We start from the raw sequence: 24,274 nt of genomic DNA, 5'->3' as shown, positions 1-24,274 counted from the left end.
AACCAACCGGATGGCGTAGCCAAATGCGCATACTTCTAACCGAAGACGATCACCCACTGGCCAACACCATGCTGAGCATGCTGCGGGACGGCCAGAATACCGTAGATTGGGTCGATGATGGCCAACAGGCTCTGAACGCCTTACTGAACGAGAGCTTTGACCTGGCCATTCTTGACTTGACGTTACCCCGTGTCGATGGCCTGGACATTGTCCGCCAGGTGAGGGAGCAGGGCGTAGAGTTGCCCATCATCATCCTGACTGCGCGGAGCGAACTGACCGAAAAACTACAGGGACTGGATGCAGGGGCAGACGATTACCTGACCAAGCCCTTTGCCATGTCAGAACTGAAAGCCCGGATAAGGGCGGTTACTCGCCGCCGCTCAGGCACACGAGTCTCAGGACTCAAGGTGGGGCGACTCGTGCTTGATCCGGACTCTGCGCAATTGCAGGTAGGCACAGAGACGTTCGTGCTACCCCGTAGCGAACTGCAGATCCTTCACTATCTGATGCGGCACCCTGATCAGGTGGCAACCAGACGACGTTTGGAGGAACAACTTTACGGCTGGGATCAGGGTGCCGAGAGCAACGCCCTGGAAGTTCACGTTCACCATCTGCGCCGGCGACTGGGTAAGCAGGCCATTCGCACTGTGCGCGGCGTTGGCTACATGCTGGACAGCAAAGCAGCCTCGGAAGGCCAAGAAATATGAGCCTGACACGGAAGCTGATTCTGCTAATTACCAGCACTGTTTTTATGATCACTCTGATCGCGGCAGGCTGGGGGTTCTATGTCAGCAATCACCAGTTGGACGAACTGTTCGATGCGGAGCTGGCACAAAGTACCCGGATTGTGCAGGGGCTGGTGGAACATCTCTCGAGCACTCAGTCTATCGAGCAGTTAGCCTTTACGCTGTCGAAAACTCTCGAATTGCCGGACGCATTATTTCAGGGCGATGAAGAAGAGGACGAAATTCTGCCCGACGGTGCCGGGCATAAATACGAACGCAAAATCGCTTTCGAAGTCTGGTCTCCTGATCAACAACCTGTGCTGGACACGCTCCGGGCTAACGATGCCCAGGGCCTTGAGCCAGGATTTGCCTGGCAGGAGGCCGCCGGCTATCAATGGCGAACGTTTACCATGCGAGATACATCGACCGGGTTCTGGATACGTACCGCCCAGCGAGAGGACGTTCGGGATGAACTGAGCCAGGAAATTGCGCTGGGCAACGTTCTGCCTTTTCTGTTGGCGTTGCCTCTACTGGCCATAGCCGTCCTGGCATCAATTCAGGTGAGCTTCAAGCCTTTGAGAAAACTCGAAAAACCGGTTCGGAACATGGCGCCTGAGAACATCCATCCCCTCGATGATCGTCAGGCTCCGAAAGAAGTAGCTGGATTGGTGCACGCAGTCAACGGCCTGTTGAGACGGCTGAATCAGGCTCTGGAACGTGAACGCCGCTTCTCCGCTGATGCGGCACATGAGCTGCGAACCCCATTGGCCGCGCTGCGCCTGAATCTGGAGAAAGTTTACGGTGACAACCCCGAACAATATGGAGACCTTATCCAGGCCGTAGACCGAATGGTTCATCTGGTCGAACAAATGCTGTTACTGAGTCGGGTGGACTCCGGCGCTCAGTTTCCGCCGGAGCATCACAATCTTTCCGCCATTCTGGAACAAAGCATCGCAGATGTTGCACCGCTGGCGCTAAAGAAAAACATAGAGCCGGTGCTCCAGGACGAAACAGGTCCGTCCCTGATTAGCTGCCATAGTGCCCTGATTAACACCCTCATGCGCTCCTTGCTGGCCAACGCCATCCAATACAGTCCGCCTCATACCATAATCACCACCAATCTCGTTCCCGCAGGTGAAGGCTACGCCATTTCGGTTTGTGACCAGGGTCCTGGAATTCCCGCGGAGGAGCGTGAACGCGCACTCAGCCGGTTTGTGCGACTGGATCAACGTAAAGGAGGAGGCGCAGGGCTGGGGCTGGCGATTGCTCGGCGTATTGCCGAGCTCCATGGCGGCCATCTTATCCTGGCAGACAGGGCAGACGGTCAACCCGGGCTTTGTGTGCAAGTATGGCTGCCAGCACGATGCCCGGCGCTCACGAAACGCTCTTAAGATTCGGTTAAGCTTCAAGGCTGATAATTCTCCAAGGCATAAACCGCACGGCAACGTGGTTTGGTTAACATCTTGGAGAATATCTCAATGTCTCAGCACAGCACTCTGTCACTGGTCATTCCTGCAAAAAACGAGCAGGAAAACATCGCGAAGCTGCTGACCGAGGCCTTCAACGTTATGAGGGATTACCCGGGCTTTGAAGTCGTGCTCGTGGACGATGGCAGTTCCGACCAGACACTGGCAACAGCTCGTCGCACTGCCGAGGCTTTGGGGGGCAGGCTATTGGCGGTTCGACATGAACAGAGCATCGGACAGAGCGGGGCACTGGCGACCGGTATCCTTCGCGCCACAGGCCAACTGATTGTGACAATGGACGGAGATGGTCAAAACGACCCCGCCGATATTCCAGCACTGTTGCAACAAGCGAACAGACTCCACAATCCCGACTTTTGTATTGCCGGCTATCGCAGAAATCGGAAGGATACAGCATGGAAACGTTTCCAATCACGCCTGGCTAATCGTATTCGCAACGCCTTTCTACATGATGGAGTTCCCGATACAGGCTGTGGACTGAAGCTGTTTCCCCGGTCGACCTTTCTCAAACTGCCGTGGTTCGATCACGCCCATCGGTTCATTCCCGCGCTGGTGAAAGGCGCGGGAGGCGAAATCGCCATTGTCGAGGTCAATCATCGCCCAAGAATGGCCGGGATTTCCAAATACAATGCCTGGAACCGTGCATGGGCCGGAATCGTCGATATGATCGGCGTTATGTGGTTACTTCACCGCACACGAGTTCCTCAAATTGCAAACCTAGAGGATCCGAACAACAGTCGACCGGCAACGGAACGGGCTTGATATGGCTTCGGGACTGCGCTGGCTATCTTTCGCCATCCTGGTATTAACAGGCTATCTGACCATGAGCGGGGACTGGTTCGGTTTTCTGACCGATCAGGAGCGCGTGGCAGATTTCCTGAACAGTAATGGGCTGGCAGGACTTTCAGCCATTACGCTGCTCGGTGCACTTTTCACTGGATTCGGAGCCCCCAGACAGGTCCTCGCTTTCGTTCTGGGATTTGCCGCAGGCAGCATTCAGGGTGCGATCCTATCGACTATCGCTACAGCCATTGGCGCGACAGGCTGCTTTTTTGTCGCACGCTGGCTTTTGCGAAAAGCACTCCTGAACCGTTTTTCAGATCGCATGCAACGTTTTGACCTGCTGTTCACGGAAGGCACTCTGCTCAAAATACTCATGATCAGGCTGTTGCCGGTAGGCAGCAATCTTGTCACCAATCTCCTCGCCGGGTGTTCCGGGATACGATTCGTCCCATTTTTGTTGGGCAGCGTTCTTGGCTACCTGCCCCAGATGGTGATCTTTGCAATGGCCGGCGCAGGGATTGGCCAGGCCCGTCTCGATCAGCTTGTGGTAAGCGCGGTTCTGTTCGCGCTGGCAAGTGCCATTGGCGCTTACCTGTATCACAACCAGCGCAATCAGACCCTTGCTGATTCCGTATCTGACCCCTCCTGAGTTGCGATTATGACACTCGACTTCCGTCTTCGGCGTTTACCCGACACCTTATTCAATCTGCCGTACAACCGATTGTTACTGGTGGTACTGGCCTTCGCGGCACTCATGATTCTGACCGGCATCGGGTTACGCTCTCCGTGGCCCGCCGACGAACCGCGATTCGCCGAAGTCGCCCGGGAAATGGTGGCCTCCGGGCAATGGCTGCTGCCCATGCGGGGCGGCGAACTCTACCCGGACAAACCACCGGTGTTCATGTGGGCCATTGCCTTTTTCTACTGGCTGACCGGCAACCTGAAAATCGCGTTTCTGCTACCGAACGCCCTGTGCAGCCTGCTAACCCTGGGCCTGGTGTTCGATCTGGGCACACGCTTGTGGAACCAACGCACCGGCGCCATTGCCGCACTGCTGCTGATGGTGGCACCCCAGTTCCTGATTCAGGCCCAGCGAGCCCAGATTGATGCCATGGTGGCCTGCTGGATCATGGTGGCCTGTTACGGTCTGATCCGGCATTTTTTCGTGCAGCCGTCCTGGCGTTGGTATTTCGTGGCCTGGGCCTTTATGGGGCTTGGCATTATTACCAAAGGGGTTGGCTTTCTGCCCGCCTTGCTGTTCATTCCGATACTGGCCCTGAAACTGCAGGACACTTCTCGGTTTCAGGGCACACTCCGCTGGCGCTGCGCCCTCGGCCCCCTGGTCATGCTGGCCGTTGTGGCAGCCTGGCTGGTGCCGATGGTGCTGGCCGTCAGTCACCTGGGCACCGACGAGGCCCTGGCCTATCGCGACAACATTCTGTTCAAACAGACCGGCGAGCGCTATGCCGATTCCTGGGGGCACATTCAGCCCTGGTATTACTACCTCGCCAGCGTGATTCCCTCGCTGTGGTTTCCGCTGCCGCTGCTATTCCTGGCACTGCTGCGGCCCATTCGTGAGATTCTCAAACACAGGCTGGACGTGGTGGTTCTGCTGGCGTGGGTCGTGTTGGTGGTGGCGTTTTTCAGCCTGAGCCCGGGCAAACGCGGAGTGTATGTGCTCCCGGCTTTGCCGGCACTGGCCCTGAGCCTGGCCCCGGCATTGAGTGGACAAAACCCGGCACGCTGGTTCGGGGCAGTCATCAGTGCTCTGCATCTGCTGCTTGGTGCAGTCTTGATCACCCTGGGCGTGCTAGCCTGGAATGACCACCCTCGTCTGGTGGAAAAGGTCGCTGACTACACCCAGGATCCGGCTCGACTGCACGAAGCCGGCACCCTGTTGTTCACCCTTGGGGTTATCTGGGTCGTAAGTCTCATGGCGCTCTGGCGCTCCCGGGCACTCGAGCGCTGGTTCATTGCCCTGATGGTGAGTTGGCTGGTGTTCACAACCTGGGGTTATCGGATTCTCGAGCCACTGCGCACACCCAGAAATGTGCTCGCCGCAGCCGAGCAGTTCGTGCCTGTCGGCGGGCAAATTGGCATGATTGATTTCCGTGAACAGTTTATTCTTTTCTCGAAGCGGGATTTCACTCATTTCAGCTTCTTCAGTTCACTGGAACAGGAAGATCGTAATGCATGGGTCTGGATGAAGAAGACCCCAGACAGTTACCTCATTGTGGCCGATCGGCATGCTCTGTCGTGCTTCACCACTGACGGCGCAAAATCAATTGGCACCGCTCACCGGGATACCTACGTGCTGCTGAGCGACCAGGACATGACTGACAGCTGTGAACCCCCGGACAAGGTGACACGCTTTACCACCGAAAACCCCGGGGAGTGGCTGGACTGATGCGACTCTGAGAACACCGCAAACTTTGCTGATCTCACGTACAATGGGCGCTTTTGAATTCTCAAGGAGGCGTCCTTGCTCCCTCGCTCGCGGATTGCACAAGAATGGCAGGCTTTCTGGCTGGCACTGGGATTCCTGACTCGTATCCCCATGCTCGTCCGGATTGATTACTCCCAGCGCCTGATGAACCAGAGCAGCGTCTATTTTCCCCTGGTGGGCCTTCTGCTCGGCCTTGGCTATTGCGCCGCCTACGTTCTGTTCTCATTGGTGGCCAGCCCGCTGGCAGCCATTATCCTGGTGGTTATTCTGCACCTGTTTATCACCGGGGCCTTCCACGAAGATGGCCTGGCCGACAGTGTTGATGCTCTCGGCGGCGGCTATACCGTTGAAAAACGGCTGGAAATCATGAAAGACAGCCGGATCGGAACCTATGGCACGGTGGCACTGGTGATGGCCTTGCTGCTGAAAGTAGCCCTGCTAGCTGAGGCTGAATTGATCTGGCTTGCGTTGCTGGTGGCACCTGCGGTTTCCCGGCTGACACCACTGATATTGATGGCCTGCCTGCCGTACGTCACTGACCCCGACAAGAGTAAATCCAAGCCGGTGGCAGACGGTTTCTCCCGCAGCCGTTTGCTGGCGGCGGCAGGCTTTGTGTTATTGCTGGCATCCGGATTATCACTCTGGCAGCCGTTACTGATTCCCGCAGCCATAACCGCCGTCCTGCTGGTTGCTGTGTTCTGGGGCAGCTATCTTCGTAGCCAGCTCGGTGGCTACACCGGCGACACCCTGGGCGCAGCTGTCGTGTTCAGCGAACTGGCGCTGTTGCTGGCTCTCTAACACGCCGGAAATCGTCAGTTATCCACCGTGAACGACACTATCCGGGACAGGTGGCTGATGGGCATTTCCGTCTCTTCGTGCCAACGGTTGAACGCCTCCTGGGCCTGGCTCATGCCTTTCTTGCTGGCCGGTGAGGCATCCAGAATTCCGGCCCGGGTCAGGGCGGTAACCACATCGTGGGACAGGATAAAGCCATCCCAACCCACCCGGCGCAGGAAATACTGGGCCGAGTTCCCGCCCAGACGCTCACCGTTACGCTTCAGGTAGAGCAGCAGCCCCACCTGATCGGTCGACGGCCACTGGGCCAGAAACTGACCAAAGCTGCCATGGTCTTTCGCCACATCCATGATCATCCGGGCATTTTCCGGCACGGTCCGGATCTTCTGCATGTTGCGAACGATACGCTCGTCTGTAGCCAGCTGCTCGAGCACTTCTGGCGGCACCTGCTGCCAGTAGGCGGGCACAAACCCTTCGAAGGCCGCCTCAAAATCCGGCCACTTGTTCTCGATTACCCGCCAGACGAAACCAGCCTTGAAAATGCATCGGGTGATCTCGGACAGGTAACGGTCGTCGCTGATCTCCGCCAAACGATGCTTTTCGGTGACCGGAGGCAACAGGGATTTCAGGGCCTGCTCGCCACCCTTCCGGGCCAAGGCCTGCTGGTAAAACACAGAAAAGTTCATAGACCCTCCACAGAGATTCCCAAATTGGGACCCAAAGAGCCCAATTTGGGATTGAAAATACCCAAATCAGGTACTAAAGTACCCATATTGAGATTCATGAGATGCAACCTGACCATGCCCGGAACCAGTATCGGTGACGCACTGTTTACCAAAACCCAACAGCGCCTGCTATCGCTTATCTATGGCCATCCAGACCAGAGCCTGTACCTGAATGAACTGGTACGGCTGGCAAATATAGGGCGCGGCACCGTTGTCCGCGAGCTGGCCAAACTGACCGATTCCGGTCTGGTCGTCATGACCCGACAAGGCAACCAGAACCACTACCAGGCCAACCCGGACAACCCGATCTTCGATGAGCTGAAACACATCGTCCAGAAAACCTTTGGTATTTCCGATGTGCTCCGAAATGCCCTGGCGCCACTGGCGGATACTCTCGAACAGGCCTTTATCTACGGTTCCGTGGCAAAAGGGGATGCCCATGCGGGCAGCGATGTCGATGTCATGCTGATCGGCCACGATCTCAGTTACAGCGAGGTTATGGAACTGCTGGCCCCCGCCGAACAACAATTACAACGAACCATCAATCCCACGTTATACTCTCCCGCCGAGTTCGAGCAGCGTATCAAAGACAATCAGAGTTTTGTCACCCGGGTGCTGGACCAACCCCGCCTCGACCTCCGCTTCGGCCACTGAGACAGGACACATTGCATGGAAGCACTCGATAATCTGGTCAGGATCCGACGACTCAAGGCAGAACCACCTGATGCCCGGGAGTTCGAAGGCATGCTCAAGGCTGCCGACACCAAGCTCCGGGACGCCTGCATTGAGGGATTGTCTGAGGACAGCCAGTTCTCTCTGGCTTATGGCGCCGCCCACGCATTATCGCTCGCCGCCCTGAGATGGCACGGGTATCGTTCCGAAAGCCGCTATATTGTGTTCCAGTGCCTGCAACACACCATTGGCTTACCCAATGCCAAATGGCGCGTGTTGGACAAGTGTCATTCGGCCCGCAATCTGGCCGAATACGAGGGCCACATGGACGTGAACCCCCAATTGCTGAAGGAGCTGATTGCGATCACTCGCGAGCTGCAATCACTGGTGAGGGATCTGCCGCCAATAGGAAACTGACGTCTACCGCGATGTCAGATCTGCTTTAACCGGGCCAGCAGGGACGCCTGATCAAGGGCGCCACCCCAGGTATTACCATGTACCAGATCCTCCAGCGGCAGCCGGGAACGCCAGCCTTTGGACTGTAATTCCGGTTGCTCCAGGAATTCACTGACATAGCCCAGGCAGAGATAGGCCAGTGGGTATACATGATCCGGCAACTGCAGGATATTCGACAGCACATCCTGATCCAGGATGCTCACCCAGCCCACGCCAATACCCTCGGCCCGAGCCGCCAGCCAGAGATTCTGCACCGCCAGGCAGGTGCTGAACAGGTCCATTTCCATAATAGAGTTACGCCCCAGGACATTGGGGCCGCCGCGGGATCGATCACAGGTGATGCAGAGGTTGATGGGGCTTTCCAGAATGCCCTGCAGTTTCAGGCTCCGATAGGTTTGCTGGCGCTCGCCGGTGTAGTTTTCCGAGGCCTTTGCGTTTTCCTCGTTAAAACTTTCCAGCACCTGCTCGCGCACCGCCAGGCTGTCAATCACGATAAAATCCCAGGGCTGCATGAAGCCGACCGACGGGGCATGGTGGGCAGCTCTCAGGATGCGCGCCAGAACCTCCTCCGGAATGGCATCCGGCAGGAACTGGGAGCGCACATCCCGGCGCTCGAAGATGGCCCGGTACAGGCCTTCGCGCTGGGCCTCGGTGAAGGGATCATTCGGGTTACTCACAACTGCAACAGCCTCCTTAACCGGTCTGTGTCCAGGCACTGCTCCACCTGATCGGCCAGGCGATCAAGTTGCTGCAGACGGTGACGCTGGTAGTCCACCGACTGCTCGCCCTGTGCTTTAAGGCCTGCCCAGGCCAGAATGGCCTCGCAGGCGGCTGGCTCGTCGAAGACGCCGTGGATGTAGGTACCCGCCACCTGGCCATCCGCACTGACGGCGCCATCCGGCCTGCCTTCCAGCTCTGCAAATGGGCGCACCAGCGCCGCGCCTTCCGTGACACCGTTGTGCATTTCATAGCCTTTCAGGGCGCCTGTCACCACCGTGCTGGCAATATGGGAGGTCAGCCCGCCATTTACCATTCGAAGCTGCTTGCCCGGCACCATACGGGTAACCATCTCGAACAGGGCCAGGCCCTTCGTAGTGCCGACTTCACCTTCCAGCCCTTCCGGGTCTTCCACTTTAAGCCCCAGCATCTGGAAGCCGCCACAGATACCCAGTAGCTTGCCGCCATACCGCAGGTGTTTCTGGATGGCCTCCGGCCAGCCTTGTTGCTTCAGCCACTGCAGGTCGTGCCGGGTGCTTTTGCTGCCGGGCAAAATAACAAGATCGGCTGGCGGAATGGGTTCATCCGGCCCCACGAACACCAGGTCAACGCCCGGGTGGAGTCGCAACGGATCAAAATCGTTGTGGTTGCTGATCCGGGGCAATACCGGCACCACCACTTTCAGGGCGCCGGCCTCACTGGTGCCGGCGGCACTGACGCTGTCTTCGGAGTCGATCACCAACCCGTGCAGGTATGGCAAAACGCCGAACACCGGCTTGCCCGTGTGTTCCGTCAGCCAGTCCAGCCCGGGCTCCAACAGCGCAATATCACCCCGGAACCGGTTGATGACAAAACCCGCCGTCCTGTCCCGCTCACTGTCGGAAAGCAACGCCAGTGTGCCCACCAACTGGGCGAAAACACCGCCCTTGTCGATATCCCCTACCAGCAACACCGGACAATCGGCGGCTTCGGCAAAACCCATGTTGGCAATGTCGTTGGCCCGCAGGTTGATTTCCGCGGGGCTGCCGGCGCCTTCGGCGATGACCACATCGTAGCGAGCGCTCAGATCCCGCCAGCTCGCCATCACCGAATTCATCGCCTCAGCTTTGTAGGCGTGGTAATCCAGAGCATCCATATTGCCATGGACCTTGCCCCGCAAGATCACCTGGGCGCCGCAATCGCTCTGGGGTTTCAACAACACCGGGTTCATGTCGCTATGGGGCTCCAGGCCACAGGCCAGCGCCTGCAGTGCGGTGGAGCGACCAATTTCCCCGCCATCCACGGTGACTGCGCTGTTCAGCGCCATGTTCTGGGGCTTGAATGGCGCCACCGACACGCCCTGGCGCGCCAGCCAACGGCACAGGGCAGCCACCACCGTGGTTTTGCCGGCATCCGAGGTGGTGCCCTGCACCATCAGCGTGGGCATTTACAGCTCCACGCCCTTCTGGGCCTTGATGCCCTGGTCCTTGAAGGCGTGTTTGACCACCCCCATCTCGGTGACCGTATCAGCCAGATCAATCAGTTCCTGCGGAGCCCCGCGACCGGTGACCACCACATGCTGCATTTCCGGACGGGCCTGCAGGTCGTCCAGCACCCGGTCCAGATCGATGTAGTCGTACTTCAGGGCGATATTGAGTTCATCCAGCAGGATCAGGTCGTAGCTGTCGTCTTTGAGCATACCTGCGGCGATATCCCAGGCTTCCGTCGCGCTCTTCACATCCTGTTCCCGGTTCTGGGTGTCCCAGGTGTAGCCCTGGCCCATGACGTGATAGGTGACGTTCGGCAGTCCACGGAAGAAAGCTTCCTCACCGGTGCTGAATGCGCCTTTGATAAACTGGACGATGCCCACTTTCATACCGTGGCCCAGAGCCCGGGCCACCATGCCAAAGCCGGAACTGCTTTTGCCCTTGCCGGGGCCGGTGAGCACCAGTAACACGCCCTGTTCTTTCTGGGCACTGGCAATGCGCTCTTGCATGATTTTCTGTTTGGCGGCCATGCGCCTGGCATGGCGTTCGGGGTCTTTGGCGCGTTCACGCATGATGACTCTCCTTGGGTTAAGGCGTTCGAGTTGCTCAGGAAAACCGGACTTCCTCACCGCGAAAGATCGCGCTAATCAAAGCAGGCGCTGACGGGAAGTATCCGTGAAAATAGCTGGCCACCAGTTTCTGGTCGCGATACACGGCCTCACCTTCAGAGCCAGCCTGCTTCTTAGCCCTGGCGGCAGGTTGCCACGGGGTCTCAAGACTGGAATGGTGATAGGTGTGGCCCCGCAGCCCGCCGAGCTGGGTTTCCAGACTTTGCAGACCCAATGCGGTCAGTCGGTTAGCCATGGTCGCCCGCCCGGGCACCAGGCCCAGCAGACGATATACTTTGCCGTCTTTATCTGCCAGCTCTTCAGCACAGGCCATCAGACCACCGCACTCTGCCAGAATGGGCTTGCCGGCCTGGTGGAAGGCGCGAATCGACGACAACATGGCGCGATTCTCCGACAAAGTGCTGGCATGCAGTTCCGGGTAGCCGCCCGGAAGCCACAATGCGTCAGCCATCGGTACTTCCGAATCTGTCAGGGGCGAGAAATACACCAGCTCAGCGCCCATGGCGGTGAGCAGATCCAGATTGGCGCGGTAGATAAAACTGAAGGCCGCATCCCTGGCAACCGCGATCCTGTACCCCGCCAGCAGCTGTTCTGGCCGGGAAGGTGCCTCATAATGAAACGACACGGGCTCGGGCAGCACATCCAGACCCGCTGACATCAGGACTTCGGCAGCCTTATCCAGCCGATCACTGAGGTCGTCCATTTCAGCCGCCTGGACCAGACCAAGGTGCCGGTCCGGAATGTTCATGGCATCGTTTCGGGGTATTGCGCCCAGCAGGCTAATACCTTCCGGCAGGCTCTCCCGTAGCAGTTCGCCGTGGTAGGGACTGCCAATCTTGTTAGCAATCACCTGATGAACCGGCAATTCCGCGTCGAAGCGAGCCAGCCCCAGGGCAACCGCGCCGAAGGTCTGAGCCATGCCTTTGGCATCAATCACCGGCAGGGCCGGAATACCCGCCAGCTTGGCCAGATCGCCGCTGCTGGGGCTGCCATCAAACAAGCCCATGGAGCCCTCCACCAGAATCAGGTCGGCGCTCTGGGCAGCCTCCGCCAGCCGCCACCGGCACTCGTCCTCGCCGGTCATCCAGGGGTGCAACTGGTAAACCGGGTTACCGGAGGCTACCTCCAGCACCATGGGATCAAGATAATCCGGCCCGTGTTTGAACACCCGGACGTTCCGGCCGGCGTTCCGGTGCAGTCGGGCCAGGGCGGCGGTGACCATGGACTTGCCCTGGCCGGAGCCGGGGGCGGTGATCATGGCCGCTGGGACCTTATTCTCCATCATTCAAACCAACTCCTTAGGTTTGGCGACCGGTGGCGGGGTGTGCCTCCCGGGACCGTCAAAAACAGGGATGTTTTTGTCGAGCGTACAGGGACGTATTTACAGCGTGTCCCGGGAGGCACACCCCGCCACCGGTTGCTGCACAAGGCTCGAGGTCAGGTTCGTCTCGGCACAAAGAAAGGCGCGCCATCCACTTCTACCGTTGCCAGTTTCTGGTTGTACAAACGTTCCAGAGCGTTCGGCACCAGCATCCTTTCTGCCGGGCCCCAGCAGGCTTCGCCGTTGGGATACATCAGCAGAATATGATCGCACCAGCGGGCAGCCAGGTTCAGATCGTGCAGGCACATGAAAATGGCGTTCCCTGCTGCCGCACGGTCGGTGAGCAGTTTCATGACGGCCACCTGGTGATGCAGATCCAGGTGATTCGTCGGTTCATCCAGCAACCAGGTATGAGGCGACTGGGTCATCAGGGTGGCAATCGCCACACGCTGGCGTTCCCCGCCAGAGAGGGTGCTGACCAGACGGTCTTTCAGGTGCAGAACATCCAGTGCTTCAAGTGCCCTTTCCGCCATAGCCAGATCGTCTGCCCCTTCCATCTGCCACGGAGACAACCAGGGATGGCGACCGATCAGCGCGGTTTCCAGTACCGTTGCCGGGAAGCCGTCCTGCCGGTCCTGGAACACCAGCCCCAGCTGTTGAGAGAACACACGGCGCTTTATTCCGGATACCGAAACATCATCAAGATACAAAGCACCAGCGCGAGGCGGCCGAAGGCCTGCGAGCGTATGCAGCAAAGTGGTCTTGCCGGCACCGTTGGGCCCGAGCACGCCCCAGATCTGACCGGAGCCGATCGTTAAATCCAGCGGGTAGCCATCGGCGCGGCCGGGAATATCAATCACCAGGTTCCGGGTACTCAGGGTCTGCATTTGGCGGCTCTGCATGGCGTTCATCAGCGACTCCGGTACAACAAGTACAGGAAGGTGGGAACACCCAGCAACGCGGTGATCACACCCACCGGTAGCTGTTCCGGCGCGATCACCACCCGCGCCAGGGTATCCGCCAGCACCAGCAGTGTGCCGCCGGCCAAGGCACAGGCTGGCAGGATCAGTCGCTGATCATTGCCCAACACCAACCGGAGCATATGTGGAACCACAAGGCCGACAAAGCCTATGCTGCCCGCCATGGTGACCGCCGTGGCGGTGAGCAAGCTGGCGAGTATGTAAATCAGCCATTCCAGCGGGCGCACCGAAATACCCAATGCCGCCGCCTGCATCGGTCCCCGAGCCAACACATTCAGGCTCCGACCCAGTGGCACCACCAGAACACAAACAACCGTCAACAATCCCAGTCCGGGCCATGGTATCCGGGCGTAAGAGACATCGCCCATCAGCCAATACAGCATGCCCGGCAACTCCCGGGCCGGGCTGATCGCCAACATCAGGGTAATCACCGCACCCCAGCCAGCGGCCACCACCACCCCGGTCAGCAGCAGGCGGGAGGGCGTCCAGCTGCCAGTACCATGGGCCAGCCCAAACACCATCAAGGTCGCGAGCAGGGCTCCGGCAAAGGCAGAACCGGAAATAACCGCGCCGCCAAGCCCCGCCAGCATCGCCAGCAACGCACCAACAGCGGCGCCGCCGGACAGGCCCAGAACATAGGGATCGGCAAGCGGGTTACGAAGCAATACCTGCATCAGGGCTCCGGCCACGGCCAGCAAACCTCCGGTGGCAAAGGCCGACAAGGTTCTGGGTAGCCGGAGTTCAAGGATCAGCGTGCGCTGGAGGTTCGAGCCTTCACCCAGAAATACCGACAGCACATCCGCAGGGGATATCGCCACGCTTCCAACACCGACCGAGCTCACCATGGCCAGCACGCCGGTCAGAGCCAGCACCAACAGTGGCAAAGTGATCGGCCGGATCACGCCAGGGCTCCATTAAGGTCGCCGGCCACGGGCTACCTCCAGTTTTTCACAAAACAGGCGCGTACCTTCGAGCATTCTCGGTGTTGGTCGCTGTACCAGAGATGGCGGGATAAAAAACAGGTTGTCCCGCTCTGTGGCGGTCAGGCTCGGGAATGACTGCCATCGAGTCAGCCAGTGGCGGTTTTCCTCCCCCATCCCGCCCGCCAGGATAGCTTCGGGATTGGCCGCAATAACGGCCTCGGCACTGATTCTGGGCACCAACCGTTCCAGGTGGCCAAACACGTTGTCACCCCCACACAGCTCAATCATTTCACCAATCAGATGGTCACCGTTAATCGTCATCAAAGGCTCATCCCACACCTGATAGAACACCGGTACCGGGTCGGCATCGGTAAACCTGGCTCGCAGGTCTGTAATGCCTTTGCGAAATCGCTCAGCTTCGGCAAAACCCGCGGCGTCGGTACCGGCCAAGATAGAGAGACGTTCAATGGTGTGAGACACAGCCTCAAAACTGCGGGGCTCGATGGAGAACACAGGCACACCCATTTCTCTGAGTGTCGCCAACTGCTCGGTCGGGTTACCGGTTACCCAGCCAATCACCAGATCCGGCTGCAGTTCAAACAGGCGCTCCATGTCCATGCGGGTGTGGCTGCCAACCGAAGTGACTTCTTTGGCGGCCGGGGGGTAGTCACTGTAGGCGACCACTGCAACCACCTGATCGCCGGCGCCTGCAGCCCAGGCCAGCTCGGTGGCCCCGGGCGAAAGCGCGGCAATGCGCTCTGCCGGTTGCTCAAGGCAAATCTCTTTACCCAGATCATCCGTGGCACAGACCGGCGATGCCAGGGCGGGGAATGCCAGCAGCATCCCGCCCAGAATCATAGCCATTGCCTTCAGATCTGCCACAGAGGCCTCCCCCGGTTTAACGGTTTTTATCGGATATCGTAACGCACGGTCAGCATGGCAGTGCGGCCGGCTGCAATGTAGTCCAGGTCATTCTGCCGATCATAGCGAGCGGTGCTGTATTCCTTGTCCAGCACGTTAGCCAGCGTCAGCCGGGTTGACCAGTCAGGGGCAAAGCGCCAGCCCGCCCGCAAGTCCAGAGTAGCAAAACCGGGCAGCCTGTCGTCGTTGGCACGGTCATCGTAACGGTACCCTTCGGCCACCACTGTGCCACCGAAGTCCCAGGTACCAACGCGCTTGCTCAGGTCAAGGCGCAGGGTTTTGCCACTCCGGCGCTGGAGTCGGTTTCCGGTTTCCCGGTCTTCCGGGTCCAGCAGCGTCAGAGCCGCATCACCGCGCCAACCATCCCGCTCAAAACCAGCACTGAACTCGGCACCACGGATTCGGGCTTCATTGACATTCATTGGCGTCCACAAGCCACTGGGGGTCGGGCTCCAGGCAATCAGGTTGTCCACATCCAGCTGGAACAGGGCGGCATCCCAGAACCAGGTCTGATAGTGGCCACTGGCACCCAACTCCACCGTTCCGGACTCTTCTGCCTCCAGGTCCGGGTTGGCTCCGGGAAAATACAGATCGTTGAAGGTGGGTGCCCGGAAAGACGTACCATAACTGATCCGCACTCGGTGGGATCGATCCAGAGCATGGCCAAGGGCAATGCCACCGGTCTCATTCTTGCCATAGGCTTCGTTATCATCACCGCGCAGGCTCAGCTGCAGGTCGGTGGGGCCGAAGTTCAGGCGCAACTGGCTGTAAAGGGCGGTGTTGGTGCGGCTGGTCTCGGCGTAATCGGTGGTACCGCTGACCTCGTCGGTCATTAACTCTGCCCCTACCACCAGCTCATGGACATTCCAGGTAAAGGTGTTGTCCCAACGCGCTGCCCGTGAACGGGTATTGAAGGTGCTGTTGAACGTGGGCGTAATGTTGTCGGTTTCGTCCCGGGATTCAGAGAACTGAAGTGAATGCCGCCAGTAGTCACTCACCGGGGTTTCCAGCCCGAAGCCGATGGTGCGAATCATGAAATCAATTTCGCCGCCTTCGTATTCGGTATTGCCCTCGCTTTGCACCATCACCAGGCTGGCTTCTCCGCCGGAGTCCAGCTCATGGACGACACGTCCGATACCGGCGGTGTTACGGAAGCCCCGGTCGTCACCATCGGTGATCACTGCTGTACCGTCGGTTTCTTTATGCAAACCACTCAGGCTGAAACGGGTATTTCCAGCGCGGACAGCAACACCGGCACTGCCTTTCTGAGTGTTGAAATTGCCTGCACCGGCTTCTACCCAACCTGCCGGCGTGTCTTCCGGGTCCAGCGTAAAAGCCTGCACAACGCCACCAACAGCATCGGAACCGTAAAGTGAGCTCCGGGCGCCACGGACAATTTCCACCCGCTCAATCAGTTCAACGGGAAAGTACTGCCAGGAGGGACCACCGGATGTGGCCGAACGCAGGCGCACACCATCAACCAGCAGCAGCGTGGAGTCGTTGGCCGTGCCGCGGGTGTAGACACTGGTGGTTTTTCCGAAGGAACCGTTGCCGGTCACGTTGATGCCGGGTTGTCCTCGCAGAAGCTGGCTGAATTCTGAGGGGCTTTGCTCGCGGATGGTTTCTTCGTCGATGACCGTAACTGATGACAGGCTTTCACCCGCAGTCAGAGGCCCAAGGGTGGCGGTAACAACAATCGGTTCCAGCTTGCGTTCATCCGACGCTTCATCGGCGGCAACAGCGGGCAACGCCAGCGGTAACAACATCAGGGCGGGAAGGGCTTTGGCAGTACTCATAGCTTCACTCACGGTTCACCGCACGCACCCGTACGGTCGATCAATTAACTGCGGAGGAAGACAGACTGCTCAGACGGGGGTGGAGGGCGTGTCAGTAAATGCGAGCCAGGTTCACCCACCGCCGTTGCCCTCCGCAACGTCTGGTGTCCGGAACTCACGGTTCCGCCTTTCAGGCCGGTCTCCGGGCTTACAGGCGGAGCCGATGCTCCGGGGCAACCACCTTCCCATGCCATTGGCACAGTGGCGTACTGGATTGCCTTTCACCTGATTACCGTTGCGGGGGCAGCGCCGGAATGTCACCGGCTTCCCGTTTCACTGCGAGCACTCCTCCGGACTATCGCCAGCCTGGACAAAATGCATACAGCACCTGAAATCGCGGGCAAGACTATCAACCAGGGTGGGGGTGGTCAATGAGATATGTTAATTCAGACAACGCACCCTCCAGCCGTTGCCAACCGGTTTCATCCGGCGGCAAACCGAAGCGCAGGGCTACGGGTGCGTCAAAACGCCTGACCAGAATGCCGCGGCAAGCCATCTGATCAGCAATGTCCGCTGCGCGGGGATGTTGAACCGTTCTGAAGAGCAGGGTGCCGGTGGGGGACGACATCCCATATTGTCTGAGCAGGCCGTCCATGCGCAGTCTGGCCGTTCGCAGGCTGGCACGAGCCTCCACCTGCCAGGCCCGGTCTTGCAGTGCCCGGGCCATCAGGTACCGGGCCGGACCGCTGACCGTCCAGGGACCAAGTTCGTTCGACATCTCGCGCGCCAGACCAGGGTCGGCCAGGACCGCACCGGCACGGAGACCGGCCAGCCCGAAAAACTTGCCCAGTGAGCGCAACACGATCAGCCCCGGAGCGCCCGTCCACGGGTCCAGGCCGAAGCCCGGCTCGCCCTCAATAAACGCCTGATCCAGCACCAGCCAGCCATCACGCTCGCGCAGCCGCTCGTGCCAAAACCGTAAACGGGCAGGATCCATCAGCTTCCCGGTCGGATTATTCGGCTGTATCCAGACTACTACATCCACAGAATCCAACCATGCCAGCTCCGCTTGCATTGTCGCCTGTTCAGGAATCGCCACCACGTCGAAACCCGCTCGCCGCCAGGCATGACCATGCTCACGATAACCGGGCATGGGCACGGCCACCCGACCGAAACCATGCTTACGGGCACGAACCGCTGGCAGTGCCATGATCGCCGCCTGGGAGCCTGCCACAGGCAGGCAGCAGGCACGCTCCGGTGCCCCGGCCCAGATACGGATAATCTCTTCCAGCCCATCCTCCGGCTCCGGCAGCCGTTGCCATACCTCCGCCGGAATTGCCGGAACCGGCCAGGGCACAGGATTAATACCGGTGGAGAGATCCAGCCATTGTTCCGGAGGAATGCCCCAGTGCTGAGCCGCTGCCCTCAGGCGACCTCCATGCTCCGGCAAATCAGCACCATCGAACGCTGTCACCCGATACCTCCTGACCAGAACGCATTCAGACTTGCGGCCAAGGCCAACAACACCAACAGCCACAACACCACGCCGCGCTGAACCAGGGAAATCGCGCCCTCCACCGTTTGCGCCGTGGCGCCTTGCCCGCTGCCCAGCAGCGGTCGCTGCTTCACGCCACCGGAATACGGCGCCGGGCCGCCCAGAGTGACACCGAGCGCGCCCGCTCCTGCTGCCATCACCGGGCCGGCGTTCGGACTGTCCCAGGCCCTGGACTGTTCACGCCAGCATTTCACGGCCAGCCGGGTATTGCCCAGCAACGCATAGGTCAAGGCAGTTAGCCGGGCAGGCACCCAGTTCATAGCATCATCGAGCCTGGCGGCGCAGCGTCCGAAATACAGATATCGTGGCGTCCGGTAGCCCCACATGGCATCCAGCGTGTTTACCAGCCGGTGCAAAACCAGTCCGGGCAAGCCAGCGACCAGATACCAGAACAAGCTTGAAAACACCGCATCCGCACCGTTTTCCAGCATGGACTCCGAGGCCGCGGCGGCAACGCCTTCGTCACTCAACGCTGCTGCATCCCGACTGACAATTCGGCCAACCGCCAGCCGGGCCCTGGCGCCATCCCCGCACGCCAACGCATTCGACACCGCCCGACCATGCTCTGCCAGCCCCCGTAATGAAATGGCAAGCCAGGCACCGGCCACCTGAGTGAGCAGCCACAGCCAGCCTTCCAGCAGGAATTGCAGCAAAATTGCCAGCACGACGACTGGCATGACCGCTACCAGGGTCGCCAGCAACCCCAGCAAGAGGCTGTGCGCCGGGAATGACTGCTGATCATTCAGGCGGTGTTCCAACAGGGATGCCCACCGACCGAAGCCCACCAGCGGGTGCCACCGGCGGGGCTCCCCCATCAACCAGTCCAACAAAACCGCCGCACCGCACACCAGCACTGCAACCACAAACGTATCCAAAGCCGGTCTCCCTGATTCAATTGCCGGCAAGTCTAACCGACCGGTCACGAAACTTGACAGCCTTGCCTCCCGGTTAGACCATCCTCGGTTTTCCGCCCACAAGGACCCATCGCCATGGCACTGCCCGACAGCTGGCTCACGTCTCCCCCACGGCCCTCGGTTCAGCACACAGCGCTTGCCGCCGAGCGTCAGCAGGTGCTCACAAAGCCACCCGGCTCTCTCGGGCAGCTGGAACAGCTCGCCATCAGTCTGGCGGGCCTGCACGGCACCGACAGACCCAGCGTTGATCCGGTGCGAATGGTGGTGTTTGCCGGCGATCACGGCGTTTGCGCTGAAGGCGTTTCCGCCTTTCCTCAGGCTGTCACCGCCCAGATGATCGCCAATTTTGCCAGCGGCGGCGCCGCCATCAGCGTGATGGCCGAGGAACTCGGTGCCAGTCTGGAAGTGGTCAACCTGGGTACCGTTGGCGAAGTACCGGAATTACCGGGCGTCATACATCAGATTATCGCCCCTTCCACGGCCAACATGGCAGATTCGCCAGCCATGTCCTCTCACCAGGTTGAATCCGCGCTCTCCAGTGGCGACGAAGCCGCCAGGCGTGCTGCAAACGTTGGCTGCCGCCTGTTTATTGGTGGCGACATGGGCATAGGCAACACCACCAGTGCTGCAGCACTGGCCTGTGCCCTGCTGGGGCAGCAGCCCACCACCCTCGTTGGCCCGGGCACCGGGCTGAACTCCGAGGGCGTTGCCCGCAAGGCGAGGGTGGTTGAAAACGCGTTGCAACGGCATGGTCCCGACCGTGATCCGCTGATGGTACTGGCTTCTCTTGGAGGCTTCGAAATAGCCGCACTGACCGGCGCCATCCTGGGCTGCTCCGCGCGCCGGATCCCGGTTCTGGTGGACGGTTTTATTGTCTCAGTCGCTGCACTGGTGGCTGTGCATCAACAACCGGCTGCGCGCGAGTGGCTTCTGTTTGCGCATCGGTCAGCCGAACCCGGCCACACTGCCGTGCTGGAGGCACTTGATGCCTCGCCGCTTCTGGATCTTGGCATGCGCCTGGGCGAAGGCAGTGGCGCCGCCGTTGCCGTTCCCCTGTTACGCGCCGCCTGCGCGCTGCATAACCGGATGGCCAGTTTTACCGACGCTGGCGTCAGTGACAAAGCGGAAGAATAGCCCTATGACCACCACAGTAATCGACCTGATACGCCACGGCGAACCGGAAGGCGGCCAGATGTTCCGGGGCAGTAAAGACGACCCCTTGAGCGACACCGGGTGGCAACAGATGATAGCTGCCATCGCCGAGGGTGATCAGTGGGATGCTATCGTCAGTTCACCCATGCAACGATGCCAGCGTTTTGCCCAGCAACTGGCCGAGGAACACAGAATTCCACTGCATATCGATAAAGATCTGCGGGAGATTGGCTTCGGTGAGTGGGAAGGGTTGACCGCTGGGCAGATCCAGGAGCGCTATGGGGATCATCTTAACCACTTCTGGCAGGACCCCATCAACTTCCTCCCCCCCGGCGGTGAAGCTGTGACGGATTTCTACCAGCGCACTATTGACGGTTTTGATCGATGGCAGCAAACACTTGCCGGCAAACGGGTCTTGGTGGTCTGCCACGGAGGCGTGATCCGCATGGTGCTGGCCAATGTATTGGGCATTCCGCTGGAGAGATCATTCACCGGCTTTGCCGTGCCTTACGCCTGCCGCAGCCGGATACAGGTGGACCAGTCCGAATTCGGTGTGTTTCGCAGCCTGATCAGCCACCAGCCTTGAGGGTAAGTGGCAAACCCGCCACGGCCATCACCACCTCATCACAACGCTGGGCCAGGGCCTGATTGAGCCAGCCCAGCTCATCCGCAAAGCGACGGGTCAGCGGATCCATGCCGATGGTCCCGAGCCCCACTTCGTTGGTCACAATGACCAGGGAGCCAGGATAGACCTCAACCGCCTCCAGAAAGGCCGCCCGTTCGGGCTGGAACAAGGCGCCGTCGGCAAACAGCAGATTGCTCAGCCACAGGCTCATACAGTCCACCAACAGCAACGGCGGTTCTCCCGGGCCGCTGGCATACTCTGATAATACCTGACCCAGGCGCAGCGACTCTTCAGCAAGTTGCCAGTGGTCCGGCCGCAGTTCCTGGTGACGCTGGATACGCAGTGCCATTTCATCATCGCCTGCCGTCGCGGTCGCCACATAAACCACGTCGTTACCGGCCGCTTTGGCCCTCTGCTCAGCCAGCCCGGTCTTACCGGAGCGAATCCCGCCGGTTACCAGTAACTTGTTGACCATAAACCTTTCTCCAACCAGCGCCATTCTCGCCGCCAAGGTACACCAACCGGGCAGACAACTGCTATAGTTTGGCCACACTCCGGAAAGCCGGCACAACCAACGCCGGCTTTAGAACAAGATCGATCAACCCTGGAGAGCCCATGCAGGCCGAGCTGCTCGACATCCGCAACCACATCGCCCAACACGCTCCCTTCGACGAAATGCCCGAAGAACTGCTCGACCGCATCGTCACTGGCATCGAAGTGGCCTATTACCGGGCCGGCACCCAGATCCTTGAGCTGGGCCAGCAGAACTACTGGTTGCACTACATCCGTAGTGGTGCGGTGGAAATCTTCCGGCGCTCCGGCGAGCTTTACAACCGCATCGGCGAAGGCGAAATCTTTGGCCAGTTCGGCCTGCTGCGCAATCAGAAAGTGCGCTTCCCCGCCAAAGCCATCGAAGACTGCCTGATCTACAAAATCCCCTACGAGACCTTCCAGTATCTGTGGGAAAACGACGAGAACTTCGCGGATTTTGTCGAGATTGAAGACCACAGTCGCCTGCGTTCGGCGGTCTCGCGCCGGCACAAATCCAACGAACTGATGTCCGCCAAGGTCACCCGATTGATTGCCCGGGAGCCGGTCTCTGCCCCGACCACCGTGCGCCTTCAGGAAGCGGCCCGGATCATGACCGACAACGGCGTGTCGGCCCTGCTGCTGATGGACGAAAGTGGGGAGTCACCCCGGCTTAAGGGCATCATTACCGACCGGGATCTACGCACCCGGGCGGTCACCAACGCCCTGCCATCAGAAACCCCCATCAGCGAGATCATGTCCGAAGGGCTGATTACCATCAGCGCCCGCAGCTACATCTTCGAAGCCATGCTTACCATGCTGCACAATAACGTGCACCATCTGCCAGTGATGGAAGACCACGAAGTGCGTGGCGTTATTGCACTGTCCGACATCGTCAAATACGAAAGCCAGAGCAGCCTGTACCTGGTGAGCAACATCTACCACCAGAACGACGTCAAAGGCCTGAAGAAAATCAGCCGCGAAGTGCGCGACAGCTTCGTGCGCATGGTGAATGAAGACGCCAACTCCCACATGATCGGCAGCGCCATGGCTGGCATCGGCCGCAGTTTCAGCCAGCGCCTGCTGGAACTGGGCGAAGAAAAACTCGGCCCGCCACCCATCCCGTATTGCTTCATGGCCCTGGGCTCCATGGCCCGGGATGAACAACTGGTTGTTACCGACCAGGACAACGCCATGGTGCTGGACGACAGCTTCATTCCGGAAGAGCACGACGAATACTTCCTGGCCCTGGCCAAATTTGTGTCAGACGGCCTGGCTGAATGCGGCTACACCTACTGCACCGGCGACATCATGGCCACCAACCCGAAATGGCGGCAGCCGCTGAGTGTGTGGAAGGGTTACTTCACCGACTGGATCGACAATCCCAAGGCCGAAGCCCTGCTCAACAGCAACATCTTCTTCGACCTGGACGGCATCTACGGCGAAACTGACTATGCCGAACAGCTGAAAACCCTGATCGTGAACAAGGCCAGCAACAGCCAGCGCTTCCTTACCTTCCTGGCCCGCAATGCCCTGAACCGCACGCCGCCCCTAGGCTTCTTCCGCACCTTCGTCCTGGAAGAAGACGGCAAGCACCAGAAAACCTTCAACCTCAAACGCCGCGGCACCGCACCGGTTTCTGACCTCATCCGGGTGCACGCCCTGGCCTGCGGTTCCCGCTCCCAGAACTCGTTCGAGCGGCTGCGGGACATTGCCAAGACCAAACTCATGCTGGACGACGACGCCGGCAACCTGCGGGATGCTCTGGAATTCATCTCCATCGTCCGTATCCGCCATCAGGCCCTGGCCATCGAAGAGGGCCGCGACCCAGACAATAACGTTCGCCCGGAAGACCTGTCGCCGTTTGAACGCAGCCATCTGAAAGACGCCTTCCAGATCGTCAGCAACGCCCAGAAATTCCTGCGCTTCCGCTACAACGCCGGAGCCACCCGGAATGTCTAGCGTGATCAAAAGCAGCAACAGCAAGCAGAATTGGCCAGAGAACTACCGCAAAGGCGCCGAACAGGCGAAAGACGCCAGAATTCGCGCCTTCTACGAAGCCGGCTGCCCCAGTCCGGACACGCCTGTCCGGGATGTCCCGTTACTGGCCCTGGACTTCGAAACCACTGGCCTGGAAGCCGACCAGCATTCCATCGTCAGCATCGGCCTGGTGCCCTTTACCCTGACAGGCATCCAGCTCGGCCAATGCTGGCACCAGGTGGTTCGCCCCAGACTGCCTCTGCACAAAACCTCTGTGACCATCCACGGCATTACCCACAGCGAAATCGAAAACGCCCCGGACCTGGAAGACGTACTCGACCCGCTGTTCGAACACCTCAACGGCCGAATCCCCGTGGTGCACTACCGCAACATCGAACGCCCGTTCCTGAATACTGCCTTGCAATGGCGCCTGAACGAACAACTCCGCTTCCCGGTCATCGACACCATGGCCATCGAAGCCCACCTGCACCCAAACCGCAATCCCAGCCGCTGGCAGCAACTGATGGGCAAAAAGCCGATCTCCATCCGCCTCGCCGACAGCCGGCTCCGCTACGGCCTGCCCCACTATGCCTCCCATAACGCCCTGATCGACGCCATCGCCACCGCGGAACTGCTGCAGGCCCAGATCCTGCACCACTTCAGCCCGGAGACCCCCATTGGCGATCTGTGGGTGTGATGCCA

Annotated in this window: 24 protein-coding genes and 1 riboswitch; of the genes, 12 read left to right on the top strand and 12 right to left on the bottom strand. The window is 59.6% G+C overall.

Annotated elements, in window-relative coordinates; all coding sequences use genetic code 11:
- The first annotated feature begins 23 nt into the window (after nt 1-23).
- The 6 genes from JIF53_RS17160 to cobS all read left to right on the top strand — a co-directional run bounded on the left by JIF53_RS17160 (nt 24) and on the right by cobS (nt 6,236).
- The gene (locus JIF53_RS17160; protein ID WP_022993398.1) at nt 24-707 is read left to right on the top strand and encodes a response regulator transcription factor; all 684 of its coding nucleotides are present in this window, start codon (nt 24-26) and stop codon (nt 705-707) included.
- Nucleotides 704-2,116: an ATP-binding protein gene (locus tag JIF53_RS17155; protein WP_199453578.1), complete on the top strand. Its 1,413-nt coding sequence runs from the start codon at nt 704-706 to the stop codon at nt 2,114-2,116. The genes JIF53_RS17160 and JIF53_RS17155 overlap by 4 nt, the downstream gene beginning before the upstream one ends.
- An 87-nt stretch (nt 2,117-2,203) precedes the next feature.
- Nucleotides 2,204-2,971, top strand: a complete 768-nt coding sequence (locus JIF53_RS17150) for a glycosyltransferase family 2 protein (RefSeq protein ID WP_031211751.1) — start codon at nt 2,204-2,206, stop codon at nt 2,969-2,971.
- Between the two features lies 1 nt (nt 2,972).
- Entirely contained in the window at nt 2,973-3,641 is a 669-nt protein-coding gene (locus JIF53_RS17145; protein ID WP_011783837.1) for a TVP38/TMEM64 family protein, read from the top strand.
- Nucleotides 3,642-3,650: 9 nt separating this feature from the next.
- Nucleotides 3,651-5,399: an ArnT family glycosyltransferase gene (locus JIF53_RS17140; RefSeq protein ID WP_199453576.1), complete on the top strand. Its 1,749-nt coding sequence runs from the start codon at nt 3,651-3,653 to the stop codon at nt 5,397-5,399.
- A gap of 75 nt (nt 5,400-5,474) precedes the next feature.
- A complete protein-coding gene (gene cobS / locus JIF53_RS17135; RefSeq protein WP_199453574.1) occupies nt 5,475-6,236 on the top strand; it encodes an adenosylcobinamide-GDP ribazoletransferase in 762 nt (253 codons plus the stop codon).
- A 14-nt stretch (nt 6,237-6,250) separates the two neighbouring features.
- Here the strand turns inward: cobS and JIF53_RS17130 are convergent, their stop codons facing one another.
- Nucleotides 6,251-6,919 carry a DNA-3-methyladenine glycosylase I gene (locus JIF53_RS17130; protein ID WP_199453572.1) on the bottom strand — a complete coding sequence of 223 codons (669 nt, stop codon included), beginning with the start codon at nt 6,917-6,919 and terminating at the stop codon, nt 6,251-6,253.
- A 96-nt stretch (nt 6,920-7,015) separates the two neighbouring features.
- Between JIF53_RS17130 and JIF53_RS17125 the strand changes: the two genes are divergently transcribed.
- On the top strand, nt 7,016-7,612 hold the full coding sequence (locus JIF53_RS17125; protein WP_323127210.1) for a nucleotidyltransferase domain-containing protein: 597 nt from the start codon (nt 7,016-7,018) through the stop codon (nt 7,610-7,612).
- Between the two features lie 15 nt (nt 7,613-7,627).
- On the top strand, nt 7,628-8,047 hold the full coding sequence (locus tag JIF53_RS17120; protein WP_023007792.1) for a hypothetical protein: 420 nt from the start codon (nt 7,628-7,630) through the stop codon (nt 8,045-8,047).
- Nucleotides 8,048-8,061: 14 nt separating this feature from the next.
- On the opposite strand, the gene bluB is transcribed toward JIF53_RS17120, so the two are convergent.
- The 10 genes from bluB to cbiB form a co-directional block, all read right to left on the bottom strand.
- Complete coding sequence (bluB, locus tag JIF53_RS17115) at nt 8,062-8,763, bottom strand: 5,6-dimethylbenzimidazole synthase (RefSeq protein ID WP_199453570.1); 702 nt, start codon at nt 8,761-8,763, stop codon at nt 8,062-8,064.
- Nucleotides 8,760-10,229: a cobyric acid synthase gene (locus tag JIF53_RS17110; RefSeq protein WP_199453568.1), complete on the bottom strand. Its 1,470-nt coding sequence runs from the start codon at nt 10,227-10,229 to the stop codon at nt 8,760-8,762. The genes bluB and JIF53_RS17110 overlap by 4 nt, the downstream gene beginning before the upstream one ends.
- Nucleotides 10,230-10,841 carry a cob(I)yrinic acid a,c-diamide adenosyltransferase gene (gene cobO, locus JIF53_RS17105; protein WP_199453566.1) on the bottom strand — a complete coding sequence of 204 codons (612 nt, stop codon included), beginning with the start codon at nt 10,839-10,841 and terminating at the stop codon, nt 10,230-10,232.
- A gap of 34 nt (nt 10,842-10,875) precedes the next feature.
- Nucleotides 10,876-12,183 (bottom strand): cobyrinate a,c-diamide synthase, encoded by a 1,308-nt coding sequence (locus JIF53_RS17100; protein WP_199453564.1) that lies wholly within the window; start codon nt 12,181-12,183, stop codon nt 10,876-10,878.
- 152 nt (nt 12,184-12,335) lie between these two features.
- On the bottom strand, nt 12,336-13,130 hold the full coding sequence (locus JIF53_RS17095; protein ID WP_199453562.1) for an ABC transporter ATP-binding protein: 795 nt from the start codon (nt 13,128-13,130) through the stop codon (nt 12,336-12,338).
- A complete protein-coding gene (locus JIF53_RS17090; protein WP_199453730.1) occupies nt 13,130-14,044 on the bottom strand; it encodes a FecCD family ABC transporter permease in 915 nt (304 codons plus the stop codon). Before JIF53_RS17090 ends, JIF53_RS17095 begins: the two co-directional genes overlap by 1 nt.
- 69 nt (nt 14,045-14,113) lie before the next feature.
- Nucleotides 14,114-15,004: a cobalamin-binding protein gene (locus JIF53_RS17085; RefSeq protein WP_199453560.1), complete on the bottom strand. Its 891-nt coding sequence runs from the start codon at nt 15,002-15,004 to the stop codon at nt 14,114-14,116.
- A 26-nt stretch (nt 15,005-15,030) separates the two neighbouring features.
- Nucleotides 15,031-16,839, bottom strand: a complete 1,809-nt coding sequence (locus JIF53_RS17080; RefSeq protein ID WP_199453558.1) for a TonB-dependent receptor domain-containing protein — start codon at nt 16,837-16,839, stop codon at nt 15,031-15,033.
- A 154-nt stretch (nt 16,840-16,993) separates the two neighbouring features.
- Nucleotides 16,994-17,203, bottom strand: a riboswitch (cobalamin riboswitch).
- A 24-nt stretch (nt 17,204-17,227) separates the two neighbouring features.
- The gene (gene cobD, locus JIF53_RS17075) at nt 17,228-18,292 is read right to left on the bottom strand and encodes a threonine-phosphate decarboxylase CobD (protein ID WP_199453556.1); all 1,065 of its coding nucleotides are present in this window, start codon (nt 18,290-18,292) and stop codon (nt 17,228-17,230) included.
- Complete coding sequence (cbiB, locus tag JIF53_RS17070) at nt 18,289-19,248, bottom strand: adenosylcobinamide-phosphate synthase CbiB (RefSeq protein ID WP_199453554.1); 960 nt, start codon at nt 19,246-19,248, stop codon at nt 18,289-18,291. The genes cobD and cbiB overlap by 4 nt, the downstream gene beginning before the upstream one ends.
- 120 nt (nt 19,249-19,368) lie before the next feature.
- Between cbiB and cobT the strand changes: the two genes are divergently transcribed.
- Both cobT and JIF53_RS17060 read left to right on the top strand, forming a co-directional pair.
- Complete coding sequence (gene cobT / locus JIF53_RS17065; protein ID WP_413231209.1) at nt 19,369-20,421, top strand: nicotinate-nucleotide--dimethylbenzimidazole phosphoribosyltransferase; 1,053 nt, start codon at nt 19,369-19,371, stop codon at nt 20,419-20,421.
- Between the two features lie 4 nt (nt 20,422-20,425).
- On the top strand, nt 20,426-21,025 hold the full coding sequence (locus JIF53_RS17060) for a histidine phosphatase family protein (protein ID WP_199453550.1): 600 nt from the start codon (nt 20,426-20,428) through the stop codon (nt 21,023-21,025).
- Here JIF53_RS17060 and cobU read toward each other — a convergent pair.
- Nucleotides 21,009-21,539 carry a bifunctional adenosylcobinamide kinase/adenosylcobinamide-phosphate guanylyltransferase gene (cobU, locus tag JIF53_RS17055; RefSeq protein ID WP_199453548.1) on the bottom strand — a complete coding sequence of 177 codons (531 nt, stop codon included), beginning with the start codon at nt 21,537-21,539 and terminating at the stop codon, nt 21,009-21,011. The genes JIF53_RS17060 and cobU overlap by 17 nt on opposite strands.
- A 140-nt stretch (nt 21,540-21,679) precedes the next feature.
- Between cobU and JIF53_RS17050 the strand changes: the two genes are divergently transcribed.
- Both JIF53_RS17050 and JIF53_RS17045 read left to right on the top strand, forming a co-directional pair.
- Nucleotides 21,680-23,554, top strand: a complete 1,875-nt coding sequence (locus tag JIF53_RS17050; protein ID WP_199453546.1) for a putative nucleotidyltransferase substrate binding domain-containing protein — start codon at nt 21,680-21,682, stop codon at nt 23,552-23,554.
- Nucleotides 23,547-24,269 (top strand): 3'-5' exonuclease, encoded by a 723-nt coding sequence (locus JIF53_RS17045; RefSeq protein ID WP_199453544.1) that lies wholly within the window; start codon nt 23,547-23,549, stop codon nt 24,267-24,269. Before JIF53_RS17050 ends, JIF53_RS17045 begins: the two co-directional genes overlap by 8 nt.
- Nucleotides 24,270-24,274 lie beyond the last annotated feature (5 nt).

The organism is Marinobacter sp. bablab_jr008, from assembly GCF_016464145.1.
GTDB classification, from domain to species: Bacteria; Pseudomonadota; Gammaproteobacteria; order Pseudomonadales; family Oleiphilaceae; genus Marinobacter; species Marinobacter nauticus.
Note: the sequence above shows the minus strand (reverse complement) of the source record. Positions and strands in the feature narration are given on the sequence as shown.

Coding starts and splice junctions, on each gene's coding strand:
- JIF53_RS17160 (WP_022993398.1), top strand. CDS start 24: ATGCGCATACTTCTAACCGAAGACGATCACCCACTGGCCAACACCATG.
- JIF53_RS17155 (WP_199453578.1), top strand. CDS start 704: ATGAGCCTGACACGGAAGCTGATTCTGCTAATTACCAGCACTGTTTTT.
- JIF53_RS17150 (WP_031211751.1), top strand. CDS start 2,204: ATGTCTCAGCACAGCACTCTGTCACTGGTCATTCCTGCAAAAAACGAG.
- JIF53_RS17145 (WP_011783837.1), top strand. CDS start 2,973: ATGGCTTCGGGACTGCGCTGGCTATCTTTCGCCATCCTGGTATTAACA.
- JIF53_RS17140 (WP_199453576.1), top strand. CDS start 3,651: ATGACACTCGACTTCCGTCTTCGGCGTTTACCCGACACCTTATTCAAT.
- JIF53_RS17130 (WP_199453572.1), bottom strand. CDS start 6,919: ATGAACTTTTCTGTGTTTTACCAGCAGGCCTTGGCCCGGAAGGGTGGC.
- JIF53_RS17125 (WP_323127210.1), top strand. CDS start 7,016: ATGAGATGCAACCTGACCATGCCCGGAACCAGTATCGGTGACGCACTG.
- JIF53_RS17120 (WP_023007792.1), top strand. CDS start 7,628: ATGGAAGCACTCGATAATCTGGTCAGGATCCGACGACTCAAGGCAGAA.
- JIF53_RS17110 (WP_199453568.1), bottom strand. CDS start 10,229: ATGCCCACGCTGATGGTGCAGGGCACCACCTCGGATGCCGGCAAAACC.
- cobO (WP_199453566.1), bottom strand. CDS start 10,841: ATGCGTGAACGCGCCAAAGACCCCGAACGCCATGCCAGGCGCATGGCC.
- JIF53_RS17100 (WP_199453564.1), bottom strand. CDS start 12,183: ATGATGGAGAATAAGGTCCCAGCGGCCATGATCACCGCCCCCGGCTCC.
- JIF53_RS17095 (WP_199453562.1), bottom strand. CDS start 13,130: ATGAACGCCATGCAGAGCCGCCAAATGCAGACCCTGAGTACCCGGAAC.
- JIF53_RS17090 (WP_199453730.1), bottom strand. CDS start 14,044: ATGGTGAGCTCGGTCGGTGTTGGAAGCGTGGCGATATCCCCTGCGGAT.
- JIF53_RS17080 (WP_199453558.1), bottom strand. CDS start 16,839: ATGAGTACTGCCAAAGCCCTTCCCGCCCTGATGTTGTTACCGCTGGCG.
- JIF53_RS17060 (WP_199453550.1), top strand. CDS start 20,426: ATGACCACCACAGTAATCGACCTGATACGCCACGGCGAACCGGAAGGC.
- cobU (WP_199453548.1), bottom strand. CDS start 21,539: ATGGTCAACAAGTTACTGGTAACCGGCGGGATTCGCTCCGGTAAGACC.
- JIF53_RS17050 (WP_199453546.1), top strand. CDS start 21,680: ATGCAGGCCGAGCTGCTCGACATCCGCAACCACATCGCCCAACACGCT.
- JIF53_RS17045 (WP_199453544.1), top strand. CDS start 23,547: ATGTCTAGCGTGATCAAAAGCAGCAACAGCAAGCAGAATTGGCCAGAG.